General features: G+C 72.5%; 10 protein-coding genes and 4 pseudogenes. 6 read left to right on the top strand and 8 right to left on the bottom strand.

Translation table 11 applies throughout. The features are described 5' to 3' along the window. Positions 1-292: 292 nt before the first annotated feature. A complete protein-coding gene (locus ACZ34W_RS35435; protein WP_465610129.1) occupies positions 293-595 on the bottom strand; it encodes a hypothetical protein in 303 nt (100 codons plus the stop codon). A gap of 605 nt (positions 596-1200) precedes the next feature. On the opposite strand from ACZ34W_RS35435, the gene ACZ34W_RS35430 reads away from it, so the two are divergent. From ACZ34W_RS35430 to ACZ34W_RS35405, 6 genes are all read left to right on the top strand, one after another. Next, a complete protein-coding gene (locus ACZ34W_RS35430) occupies positions 1201-1632 on the top strand; it encodes a hypothetical protein (protein WP_465610127.1) in 432 nt (143 codons plus the stop codon). Between the two features lie 40 nt (positions 1633-1672). Then, the gene (locus tag ACZ34W_RS35425; RefSeq protein ID WP_465610125.1) at positions 1673-2065 is read left to right on the top strand and encodes a hypothetical protein; all 393 of its coding nucleotides are present in this window, start codon (positions 1673-1675) and stop codon (positions 2063-2065) included. A 159-nt stretch (positions 2066-2224) separates the two neighbouring features. Continuing rightward, positions 2225-2941 carry a hypothetical protein gene (locus ACZ34W_RS35420; protein WP_465610123.1) on the top strand — a complete coding sequence of 239 codons (717 nt, stop codon included), beginning with the start codon at positions 2225-2227 and terminating at the stop codon, positions 2939-2941. Positions 2942-3534: 593 nt separating this feature from the next. After that, positions 3535-3747: a DUF6199 family natural product biosynthesis protein gene (locus ACZ34W_RS35415; RefSeq protein ID WP_465610121.1), complete on the top strand. Its 213-nt coding sequence runs from the start codon at positions 3535-3537 to the stop codon at positions 3745-3747. Further along, positions 3744-3956, top strand: coding sequence for a hypothetical protein (locus ACZ34W_RS35410; protein WP_465610119.1), 213 nt, complete (start codon positions 3744-3746; stop codon positions 3954-3956). The genes ACZ34W_RS35415 and ACZ34W_RS35410 overlap by 4 nt, the downstream gene beginning before the upstream one ends. Positions 3957-4407: 451 nt before the next feature. Then, positions 4408-5586, top strand: coding sequence for a mechanosensitive ion channel family protein (locus tag ACZ34W_RS35405; protein ID WP_465610117.1), 1179 nt, complete (start codon positions 4408-4410; stop codon positions 5584-5586). Positions 5587-5853: 267 nt separating this feature from the next. Here the strand turns inward: ACZ34W_RS35405 and ACZ34W_RS35400 are convergent. From ACZ34W_RS35400 to ACZ34W_RS35370, 7 genes and pseudogenes are all read right to left on the bottom strand, one after another. Next, positions 5854-6522: pseudogene (locus tag ACZ34W_RS35400) on the bottom strand (FadR/GntR family transcriptional regulator); the annotation flags it as partial. 140 nt (positions 6523-6662) lie between these two features. Then, positions 6663-7544, bottom strand: a complete 882-nt coding sequence (locus ACZ34W_RS35395; RefSeq protein WP_465610115.1) for an amidohydrolase family protein — start codon at positions 7542-7544, stop codon at positions 6663-6665. Further along, a pseudogene (locus ACZ34W_RS35390) lies at positions 7541-8652 on the bottom strand (4Fe-4S dicluster domain-containing protein). The gene ACZ34W_RS35395 and the pseudogene ACZ34W_RS35390 overlap by 4 nt, the downstream one beginning before the upstream one ends. Then, positions 8649-9389, bottom strand: a complete 741-nt coding sequence (locus ACZ34W_RS35385; protein WP_465610113.1) for a (Fe-S)-binding protein — start codon at positions 9387-9389, stop codon at positions 8649-8651. The pseudogene ACZ34W_RS35390 and the gene ACZ34W_RS35385 overlap by 4 nt, the downstream one beginning before the upstream one ends. Then, positions 9389-10387 (bottom strand): aldo/keto reductase, encoded by a 999-nt coding sequence (locus tag ACZ34W_RS35380; protein WP_465610111.1) that lies wholly within the window; start codon positions 10385-10387, stop codon positions 9389-9391. Before ACZ34W_RS35380 ends, ACZ34W_RS35385 begins: the two co-directional genes overlap by 1 nt. After that, positions 10384-11146, bottom strand: a pseudogene (locus ACZ34W_RS35375) (SDR family NAD(P)-dependent oxidoreductase). Before ACZ34W_RS35375 ends, ACZ34W_RS35380 begins: the two are co-directional and overlap by 4 nt. Further along, positions 11143-11652 (bottom strand): annotated as a pseudogene (locus tag ACZ34W_RS35370) (enolase C-terminal domain-like protein); the annotation flags it as partial. The pseudogenes ACZ34W_RS35375 and ACZ34W_RS35370, both read right to left, overlap by 4 nt. Between the last annotated feature and the right edge of the window lie 5 nt (positions 11653-11657).

Genomic DNA, 11657 nt, shown 5'->3' with positions numbered 1-11657 from the left:
AGGCCCCCACACCGTTCACCTGGACCAAGACCGCGGACGAGATCCTCGATTCCCTCGCCCGATTCTGCCGACGGATCTCGGGCGCAGGACACTAGAGCGCCTCCCGTGCCTGGCCGAGGTACTGGTGGTAGGTGCCCAGGTGCCCAGGTGCCAGGCCGCCCACGAGGCCCAGCCCCGGCCGGTGCCGCCGTTGTCGATCTTGAAGGCCTTTCGTGCCGACCAGCCCATGTCCTGCCAGCTCTCGGCGGTGACGATCCCGGCGTCGTGGCTGTGGACCTCCGGGTACCAGTGCTCATTGATCTGCCGGGCACCGAGCTCCTTGGGGCCCGGGTCGGGGTCGGTGGGGGAGGTCGGTGTGGTCGGCCAGCCGGTCGCAGCCGGACTCGGCCATGGCGATCGCCACCGCGTAGATCGCGTCGTCGTTGCGGCCCTCGCCGGACTTGTCCTTCGCGAAGCCCGCCCACGGGGCCTCGCGGGCGCAGGCGTCGATGCCGCTCTGGTCACCGGCGGCGTCGGCGGTGAAGGTGGTCAAGGTGAGGCTGAGGGCCAGGAGGGCGACCGAACCGGTCAGCAGAGCGCGGGTCTCGCGCAGCACGGGGGTTCTCCCTTTCGTGCCGGCCCGGAATCGGGCCGGCACAGGGAAGGACGCTGGGCAGCGCGCGTAGACAGGCCGTCAACAAGTGATGGACGGCCGGGTCGTCCAGGGCGATGCCACCGGCCGCGAGCCCAGCGATCCACCCCTCCGGCACGCTGGCGACCGGCACGGCGACCACAGGGCCGACGGGTTGGCGACCGGCGGCCGCGCTGCTCCCTCGCGGCCGCTGGGCGAGCGGGCCGGGAGCCTCATCGATGACAAGCCGCTCAGGGTGAACGGAACGATCACCTCCGCGATGCCCCGAAAGCCCGGCAGGGACTACCAGGTCACCTACCGGGTGGGCGATCGCGGCTACTCGACGGCAGGAAGCCGGCCACACCCGCCTGAGCTCGTTGTTCAACCCCACTGGTCAGTCGACCTGCTGATCTGCGGTTCTTCCCGGGACAGCGAAGGTGGCCGTTCTCCACGCTTCGAGATGTCGAGTCACGAAGAAGCCGGAGAACGGCCGCTGCCCATGCGGCGGACTCCGCGTACGGAAGGAGCCCCGACGGCTCGGGGTCCCAAAATCGATTGCCTCGGGCCCCGGCACGGTGTGATATGTGGGTATGAGCAGAATGGCGCAGGTCATCGTGTTGGCGCGGTTCGAGGACGAGGTGATGGAGCCGCTGACGCGGCCGGACGAGGCCCGCACCTGGCACGGCTGCTTCGTGCAGATTCCCTGGTTTGTTGGGGGTTGGCACATCGAGTTCGAGCGGTGGAACCGGCGCCGCGGGGTACTCAAGGACCTGGAGTCCCTGCCGTGGAACGAGCCCGCCTGCGTGCAGGTCATGCTCCACGACGAGGACGACGACCTGTTCGGTCTGTGGATGTTCCGCGACGGGGTCCTCGTCGAGGTGGGCATCCCCGGCACCCAGCGGGTGCACATTGCTGCCCCGCCGTGGGAAGTGGACCCCGGCTTCCTGGTCCAGACCGGCCTGGGCAGGGGCGAGGACCGGCACTCACCAGAGCACGTACAAGACCCGCGGTCGTCCTGGTGACCCGGTCCCGACCGGGGCCGGGCAGTCGCTGAAGTCGCCATTGCTGATCCTGCCCGGGGCTGGACGGGTTTCATCTGCCTCCGAACATGATCGACCGGACAGGCCCTGGCTAGAAGAACACGGCCCATGGCTCGACGGCGAAGGTGAAATCCCCATCACCCACGGCACGTTGGTCCGCCTCCCGGTCGAGCACCGGCCTGGCGAACGCGAAGCGAAGCCACTGTGGCTGTGCTCCTCGGCCACCGGCATCGACACCGCACACGTGGACCGGATACGGCGCACCTTCCTAAGCGGATTCGACTTTGAGCCCGCGTTTCGCCTGCTCAAGGGCGCCCTCGGCTGGATCGCGCCGCACTTCCGCTTGTCGCCCTTGCTGCGGTTGGAGGCGGCGGAGACGGCGATCAGCTGGGAGTGGGTAAGGTCGGTGGCGTAGGCGCGGGGGCTTGGCGGTGGTCGAGGTGTCGGCTCCGATTGGCGGGGAGCGTCATTTCGGGCGTGCGATGTTCCTTCGCTGAAGCCTCGGCGGAACCGTGTATCGGCTAGGTTCCACGTCGCCGGCCACCGGGTCGGTCACGGGGGCAGGGAGGACGACGTGACCACGGAGCGGGACGAGCCGGCCGGCGACGGTGCAACCGGCACCGCGCAGACCTTCGCGGCGCTGCCGGACCGGACCGACGACGACACCTCGACGTTCCACCGATGCCTGGCCGAGGTGTCCCGGATCCCCGGGCTGAAGCCGGCGCCCGAGCCTGCCGACGGCGACGGCCGGGCCTGGGGCCACGCCGTCCGACGGGCGTTGCGCGATGCCGGGGAGCGGGGGCTGGTGCTCTCCGAGGAGTCTTTCGAGGCCCTGCTGGAGGCTGCCGTCCAGGACCCGGACCCGAGCTACAACCGGTGGTTCGTCGAGCCCGCCCTGAACGCCTACGGCTACCGGCGGGTGCGCGCCGGACTGCTCGCCCGTCTGGTCGGGGGTACCGACGCGCAGCGCGCCGGGGCGGCCCGGGCCTGGTACTGGACGGCGTTCCCCCTCGATTCCGACGGCGCCACGGCGGAGCACCCCGGCGTCCTGGAACTGGACGGGGCCACCGACCGGGCCGTCCTGGTGCGCGAATGGAACGAGGCCGCCCTGCGTGAGTTCGTGACCAACGAGGACCTCGACGTACGGCGCTGCATCCTCCCCGGCCTCCCGCTGCGGACATCGGCCTACCGACCGGAGCTGCACCACCTGGTGGAGACCGCGACGGCGGTTGCCCGGGCGCACCCGGACGACTACATCAGGCACCGGGTGGAGAACCAGGTCCGTACCTGACGGCCGGTCAGGCGAACGGGTCCTTGCCCGTGCGGCCGTCGACCGACTCGCGGACCGGATCAGCGAACCCCGGGCGCCGGCGCGCCCGCCGGCGGAGGCGGTCGACCGGGGACGCGGTTGCCCTGGTCGGCCGTCTGGTGGGGGGACCGAGGGAGGAGCCAGGCGATGGTGCCGTCCGAGGTCGGTGCGGGGCGGGGGTGCCGCGGTAGTCCACGTACAGCTCGGCCAGTACGAGGCCCCCGTCCGCAGCGCGGCGCACCGGCGAGCACGACTGACACATCAGCCGGCCCCGACCGGTCCGCCGCCTGTCGCCCGGGCCGTCTCCGACGTCCGCGCCCGCCCCGACGTCCCGGTCGTCGAGCTGGAGAGGAGAGGCCGACCTCCCAGCAGTAGGAGTTCGCCCGCTGGTCGGGGGTCAGTGTGAGCCCGGAGCCGATGTCGCCGCCGAGGTCGCCCACCGCGATGCCGGACAGCCGGGTGGTGGCGCACCGCGGGTTGCAGACCCTGTTTCAGGCGAGGCTGTGAGGGCAGCCGCTGGGTGAGCGGGTGTCAGATGAGAGGAAACGCCCGCGGTGGCCAGACGAGGAGGACGGATGTTCATCATTGTGGCGTGCGCGGTGTTCGCGATCGGGCTTCTTCAGGTACTGCGGCCACAGCTCCTGTGGGGGATGAACCTGCGGCTCCAGCGGGGGTGGGTGAAGGACCCTGATGCCGGTGAGCCCACGCGCAGGGGTTATCTGATGCAGCGTGTGGTCGGGATCGCGTTCCTCGCCATTGCCGTATGGATGCTGGTCTCCCACCTGTGACGACGAAGCGCAACACCGTGGAGCGTGCGATCAACTGCTTGCCGCGGGCCCGCCGCGACCTGGTCGGCGCGGGCGTGGAGGAACTGCTGCGGGTGAACCTCTCCATCGGTGGCGCCCCTTCCCCGGCTCGGACTCTCGGACGTGCGGCTCGGGAGGTCGACGTCAAACGGGAGGAGTTGGTCCTGGTGCTTGCCGAGGACGCGAACTGACCACAGCAGCCTCCTGCTCCCCGCGCCCGGGGGGGGATGGCCCCGCGGCGGCGGCCGCACACCGGCACGCACGCCCCGGGTCTCAGCACCGCCGCGGAGTGGCGGGCGGGTCATCCCCGGCGGGCCGAGCGCTCGAGCTGGCGCCGGCGTAGCGGCCTTCCGCCGACCGTTCCCCATGGCGCGGGGGAGCCCCCGGGCCCGACCGGCGCTCGGTTCTGGTGATCGTCGGCCGTTCGTCGGGCGGGCAGGGCGCGGTCGACCGGCTGCACGGCGGGCTGCTCGTAGCGGCGGCCTGCCCATGGGGCAGGATGGCAGTCCGTTCGGAATGCGTACATCCGCTCCGACGTGGCTATGAACAGAACGATCTGACAGGCAACAGGGTGACGACACAACACATACAGCGGCCGGCGACGGCCCGTTCCCTCCCTCCCCACGCAGTGGAAGCGGCGCGGTGACCCGGGACCTGGTCCTGCACGACTGGGTGGTGGCCGGCATCGTGCTGGCCTCCGGCTGCACGGCCGGTCTCCTGCTGCGGGCCCTGATGAAATGGCTGGGCAAACACGCGACCAGGACCAAATGGAGCGGTGACGACGTCATCGTCGACGCGCTGCGCACCATCGTTCCCTGGGCGGCCGTGCTCGCCGGGGTCGCGGTGGCCGCTTCGGCGCTTCCGCTCACCGCGCGGACTGGGGGACTGGTCGATCAGTCGCTGATAGCCGTGTTCATCGTCATCGCGACGCTCAGCGCGGCCCGGGTGGTGGCCGGGCTGGTGCAGTCCGTGGCCGCCTCTCGAACGGGTGTCGCGGCATCCGCGTCCATCTTCGTCAACATCACCCGGATCGTGGTGCTGTCGATGGGCGTCCTCGTGGCCCTGGAGACCCTCGGGGTGTCCATCGCCCCGCTGGTCACCGCCCTCGGCGTGGGCGGTCTCGCGGTCGCGCTGGCGTTGCAGGACACCCTCGCCAACCTCTTCGCGGGTGTGCACATCCTCGCTTCCAAGACGGTCCAGCCGGGTGACTACATCCGGCTGACCAGCGGGGAGGAGGGGTACGTCGTCGACATCAACTGGCGCAACAGCGTGGTGCGCAACCTGTCGAACAACCTGGTGATCATCCCCAACGGCCGCCTGGCGCGGACGAACATGACGAACTACTCCCAGCCCGAGCAGAAGCTGTCGATCCTGGTCCAGGTCGGGGTCGGATACGACAGCGACCTGGAGCACGTGGAGAGAGTCACCCTCGACGTCGTCGACAGTGTGATGGCTGACATCAGCGGCGGCGTGCCCGACCACGAGGCCGCCGTCCGCTTCCACACCTTCGCGGACTCAAGGATCAACTTCACGGTGATCCTGGGTGTCGGCGAGTTCAGCGACCAGTACCGGATCAAGCACGAGTTCATCAAGCGCCTGCACCAGCGGTACCGGACGGAAGGCATCTCGATCCCCGCGCCTACGCGGACGGTCTCGCTCCGGCAGGACGGGACGGGCGCCCCGTCCTACCTCCCCCCGGTGCCGCACCAGCGGGACCCGTCACGTGGCGACGGCGGCCTCCTCCGGCTTGAGGGGGTGCGGGAGGACGTGGACTCGCTCGTCGCCGATCCGGTGGTGCGGCGCCCCGGCGAGCGGCCGTGAGGTGCTCGACCAGTAGGTCCTCCACCCCGGAGTCTGCGGCGAGGAGCGTACGGGCCGGCAGCCGCGCAAGGGCGATCCGTTCACCACCGGGGAACGACGCCAGGCACTCGCCGGCAGCCGTGACAGGCCCGTGGTGGACGGCTCTGTTCGCAGGACGGACACGCCTGTCGCACGGGCCCGCGTGGGGTGGCCGGCGGATCGGCGGACAGGAGGATCGGCGGCCGGGCGGATCGGCGGCCCGTCAGCCGAGTGCGGACCCGAGGCGCCGAGGATGTTGCGTAGCCACTGCTCGACGCCGGCCACGTGGATCGTGGCCCAGGCGTGCGCGACGTCGGGGCGACGGCCGGCGATGGCGTCGAAGATGGCGCGGTGCTGCTCGCGGGTCCGGGCGACGGCGCCCTCCTCGGTGAGGCCGCGCCAGGTCCGGGCCCGCGCGGTCGGGCCGGACAGCCCGTCGATGAGCGAGCAGAGCACGGAGTTGCCCGAGCCTGCCGCGATCCGGCGGTGGAACTCGACGTCGTTGTCGATCAGCTCCTCCAACGCCGAGTCGTCGCGCAGGCCTTCCAGCACCTGGCCCAGGGCGGTGATGTCCTGCTCGGACATCACCCGGGCGGCCATGGCCGCGGCGGCGGGCTCCAGGATGCGGCGGACCTCCAGGAAGTCCAGCACCGTGTCGTCCTGGTGGAAGTCGAGGACGAAGCCGAGCGCGTCCATCAGCAGGTGCGGCTCAAGGCTGGTCACGTATGTGCCGTCGCCCTGGCGCACGTCCAGCACCCTGATCAGCGAGAGCGCCTTGACCGCCTCGCGCAGGGAGTTGCGTGACAGGCCGAGCCGCTCGGCGAGGTCGGCCTCCTTGGGCAGCCGCGCGCCCGGCCGCAGCTCACCGCTGACGATCATGGCCTTGATCTTCTCGATCGCCTCGTCGGTGACGGGCACGGTGTCGCCTCCCTGGTCCTGATCGTCACAGCATAGTCACCCCGCCCCTCCCGGCCCGGGGCCCGTCGGCCGCGGCACGGCGGCACCTGCGGCCGGTGTCACGGGCGGCCGGTGTCACGGCCGGCGGCGCGGGCCCCGGTTCAGGTGGCGGTGACGCCCGGAACGGGTACGTCGAGGCCGTAGACCAGGACCGCGTTGCGCCGGAACACCGCGTCCCGCTCGCCCGGGCTCAGCCCGGCCACGAGCTGCTCGGCGGTCCGCACGACGTCGGAGTAGCCGGCCCGAAGGGTGCACACCGGCCAGTCGGAACCGAAGAGCAGCCGCCGCGGGCCGAAGGCGTCGAGGACGGTGTCGGCGTACGGCCCGAGGTGCTCGCTCCCCCAGCGGCCGGGTGCGGCCTCGGTGACCAGGCCGGACAGCTTGCACACGGTGTTGGGCAGGGCGGCCAGACGGCGCACGTGCCCCGCCCAGGGTTCGAGCGCCCCGGTGGCGATCGGCGGCTTGCCCAGGTGGTCGAGGACGAACGTCAGACCGGGCAGCCGGGCGGCCGCGGCGGTGGCGGCGGGCAGCTGGTGCGGCCTGACGACCAGGTCGTAGGCGAGGCCCGCCCCGGCGACCGCGCGTAGCCCGCGGTGCACGTCGGGCCGCAGCAGCCAGCCCGGGTCGGGCTCCTCCTGGACCTGGTGCCGGATGCCCACCAGCCGGTCGCCGCCGGGTCGTTCACGCAGGGCGGCGAGCGCGTCGGCGACGTCGGGGGCGGTGAGGTCGGTCCAGCCGACGACGCCGGCGACCAGGCCGCCGCCGGCGGCGAGGGCCAGCAGCTCGGAGGTCTCCCCGGGGACGCAGACGGTCTGGACGACGACGGTGGCGCTCACACCGGCGGCGCGGGCCCGCGGAGCCAGGTCCTCGACGTGGAAGGAGCGGGCGAGCGGGGCGAGGGCCGCACCGGTGATCCAGGGCTGGGGCCTCGCCGCGAGGTTCCAGAGGTGGTGGTGCGCGTCGACGGTCCCGGGGCCGGTCACAGCTCCCACACCGCCCGGAGCCCGGCCGCGGCACCGCCCTCGCCGTAGTCGTGCGCGACGTCGAGGAGTTCGCCCATCCGCGCCTGCCAGGCGACGTTGACCGGAAGGCGCTCCAGTTCGCCGAGCAGCCGGGCGGCGGCGGCCGCCCTCATGGCCGGCGCCTCCGCACCGCCCGTCCCGCTCTCGACGACCTCGGCCCGCAGGTGGACGAGCACCTCCGGGATGTCGATCTTCACGGGGCAGGCGTCGTAGCAGGCCCCGCAGAGGGTGGAGGCGAACGGCAGGCTCGCGGCGTTCTCGACGCCGACGAGCTGGGGGGTGAGGACGGCACCGATCGAGCCCGGGTAGACGGAGCCGTAGGCGTGGCCGCCGCTGCGCTCGAAGACCGGGCAGACGTTGAGGCAGGCGGAGCAGCGGATGCACGCCAGGGCCTGCCGTCCGACCCGGTCGGCGAGGGTGTCGGTGCGGCCGTTGTCGAGCAGGACCAGGTGGAAGGTCCGCGGGCCGCCTCCGCGAGGTCCGCCGGTTCGTCGGTCAGGCCCTCGGGAGCGGGCCGCCCCCAGTGGCGCATCTCGGCGGCGAACAGGTCGCGGATCTCGGTGCGGTTCCGGTGGATCGCGGGGACGAGGATGTGCGAGGGCCGGTCGTCGCCGAGTTGGACGATCAGCTCGGCCAGGTCGGTCTCGTAGGCGGTGATGCCGGCTTCGGCCAGGTGTTCGTTCAGCCCGATCTCCTGGGTGGCCATCGACTTCACCTTCACCACCTCGCGCTCGCCGGTCGCGAGCACCAGTTCGGTGACGATGCGGTTGGCCTCGGCCGCGTCGGCGGCCCAGTGCACGATTCCGCCCGCCGCGGTGACGGATGCCTCCAACTGCACCAGGTAGCGGTCCAGGTGCCGCGAGGTGCGCCTCTTGATCGCGGCGCCGGCGTCCCGCAGCTGCTCCCAGTCGTCGAGTTCGGAGGCGACCGCGAGCCGCTTGTCGCGGATGGTGGCGGTGGCGCGCCTGAGGTTGGCGCGCAGTTGGGTGTCCTTCAGTGCCCCGCGGGCGGCGTCGGGGAAGGAGGGGGCGCCCAGCCAGACGACGCCGCGGTCACGGTGGTCGCTCACGGCGCGGCTCCTTCGGTGGCGGCGAGGATCTCGGCCAGGTGCATGGTGCGCACGGCGGCGCGCCGGCGGGACAGTCCGCCCCCGATGTGCATCAGACAGGAGTTGTCGGCGGCGCACAGCACCTCGGCCCCGCTGTCGAGCACCGCGTCGCCCTTGTCGGCGAGCATCGCGGCCGAGGTGTCGGCGTTCTTGACGGCGAAGGTGCCGCCGAAGCCGCAGCACGAGTCGGCCGCGGGGAGGTCGACCAGGTCGAGGTCCTCGACCTCGCGCAGCAGGCGCGAGGGGCGGTCCCCGAGCCGGAGGCCGCGCAGCGAGTGACAGGTGGGGTGGTAGGCGACCCGGTGCGGGAGGCGGGCCCCGACGTCCGTGACGCCCAGGACGTCGGTGAGCAGCTCGGTGAACTCGTGCACCCGGGGCACCAGGTCCTCGACCTGCCGCTGGAGGCCGGGGTTCCCGTACTCCCGGGCCAGCAGGGGATGGTGGTCGCGGACCATCCCGGCGCAGGAGGCGGAGGGGGTGACCACGGCGTCGTAGTCGGCGAAGGCCCGGGCGAAGCGGGCCACCAGCGGTACGGCCTCGGGGCGGTAGCCGGTGTTGAAGTGCAGCTGCCCGCAGCAGGTCTGGTCCCGCGGGAACTCGACGGTGTGCCCGAGGCGTTCGAGGACGGTCAGCACGGCCCGGCCGGTGCCGGGGTACAGGGTGTCGTTGAAGCAGGTGATGAACAGGGCGATGCGCATCAGCTCTCCCGCGCCGGGGTGGGGACGTCCGCCGGCAGTAGACCACGCTCCTTGAGGTCCGCCCAGAGCGCCGCCGGAACAGGGTGGTCGAGCAGCGCGGCGGCGTCCCGGACCTCCTCGGCGCTGCGGGTGCCGACCAGCACGCTCGCGACGGCCGGGTGCCCGAACGGGAACCGCAGGGCGGCGGCGCGCAGCGGTACGCCGTGCTCCGTGCAGACGGCCTTGAGCGCGGTGGCGCGGGCGAGCAGCTCGGCGGGGGCCGCGGTGTAGTCGAAGGTCGCGCCGGGGCGCGGGTCGGCGAGCAGGCCCGAGTTGAAGACGCCACCGACGACGACGCCGACGCCGCGCCGGTGGGCCAGCGGCAGCAGTTCGGCCAGTCCGCGCTGGTCGAGCAGCCTGTAGCGGCCGGCCAGCAGGACGACGTCGAGGTCCGTCTCGCGGGTGAACCGGGCCAGCATCCCGGCCTGGTTCATACCGACCCCGATCGCCCCGAGGACGCCTTCGGCGCGCAGGCGTTCCAGCTCGGGGTAGGCCTCGGCGAGCGCCTGCTCGGCGTGGTCGTCGGGGTCGTGCAGGTAGGCGACGTCGATCCGGTCCAGGCCGAGGCGTCGGAGGCTGTCCTCGATGGAACGGCGCACCCCGCCGGCGCTGAAGTCCCAGACGCGGCGGTGGGTGGCGGGGACGGCGAAGCCGTCGGCCAGGTCGTCGCCCCCACCGGCGGGGGTCGGCTCCAGCAGCCGGCCGACCTTCGTGGACAGCGTGTACTCGCCCCGGGGCAGGGTGCGCAGCACGGCGCCGAGCCGGCGCTCGGACAGGCCCAGACCGTAGTGCGGGGCGGTGTCGAAGTACCGTACGCCGCACTCCCAGGCGGCGGTGACGGCCTGTTCCGCGCGGTCGTCGCCGACCGGGGTGAACAGGTTGCCGATTCCGGCGGCGCCGAAGCCGAGCTCGGTGACCTGGACCGGCGTGCGGCCGAGGGGGCGGCGGCGCGGCTTCACGGGCGGGGCTCCGGTCGCAGCCGCAGGCCCGCCATGCCGCCGTCGACCGCCAGGGCCGTGCCGGTGACGCTCGCGGCCGCCGGGGAGGCGAGGTAGGCGATGGCGGCGGCCACCTCCTCGGCGGCCACCAGACGTCCGGTCGGCTGACGGCCGTTCAGCGCGAGGCGTTCGGCGGCCGGGTCGTCGGCGGCGCCCAGCAGTCGCGCGACCCACGGGGTTTCGACGGTACCGGGGTTGACGCAGTTGACCCGGATGCCCTCGCGGACGTGGTCGGCGGCCATCGCGAGGGTGAGCGAGAGGACGGCGCTCTTGCTCGCCGAGTAGAGCGCGCGCCGCGGAAGGCCGGCGGTGGCGGCGATGGAGCAGGTGTTGACCACGGAGGCGTGCACCGAGCGGCGCAGGTGGGGCAGGGCGGCGCGGGTGGTGCGGACGATGCCGAGCACGTTGACGTCCAGGACGCGGTGCCACTGCTCGTCGGGGTTGTCCTCCAGCGTCCCGACCGCGCCGACGCCTGCGTTGTTGACCAGGATGTCGATCCCGCCGAGCGCCCGGGCCGCCGCCTGGACGGCCGAGCGCACCGAGCGGTCGTCGGCGACGTCGGCGGTGAAGCCGCGCAGCGGGGGGGCGGGCGTCGGTCGGGTCGAGGTCCAGGACGGCGACGTCCGCTCCGCGCGCGCCGAGCAGTCGGGCGGTGGCCAGGCCGATGCCGGAGGCTCCGCCGGTGACCAGGGCGGTGAGCCCGTCGAGGTCGGTGGTCATGCCCGGCCCCCCTGCGCTGCCGGCTCCGACGGTTCCGCGGCCCAGAACGCGCCGCCCGGGTAGGTGTAGGTGTCGATGGTGGCCCGGTGCATCGTCGCGGAGAACCCGGGCGTGGTGGGGGCCCGGTAGCGACCGTTCTCGATCACCACCGGATCGAGGAAGTGCTGGTGGAGGTGGTCGACGAACTCGATGACACGGTCCTCGTCCGTGCCGGACAGCGCGACGTAGTCGAACATCGACAGGTGCTGGACGAGTTCGCACAGTCCGACGCCGCCGGCGTGCGGGCAGACCGGGACCCCGAACTTGGCGGCGAGCAGCAGGATGGCGAGGTTCTCGTTGACGCCGGCCACCCGGGCGGAGTCCAGCTGGAGGACGTCGATGGCGCCGGACTGGAGCAGCTGCTTGAAGATGATCCGGTTCTGCACGTGCTCACCGGTGGCGACCTTGATCGGGCGCTTCCTCACCGCCGACCCGGTGCTCATGGCCGGCGACGCCAACCAGATGGGCGGCT

The organism is Kitasatospora sp. NPDC022856, from assembly GCF_055561235.1.
This window is presented reverse-complemented; position numbering and strand designations above follow the sequence as displayed.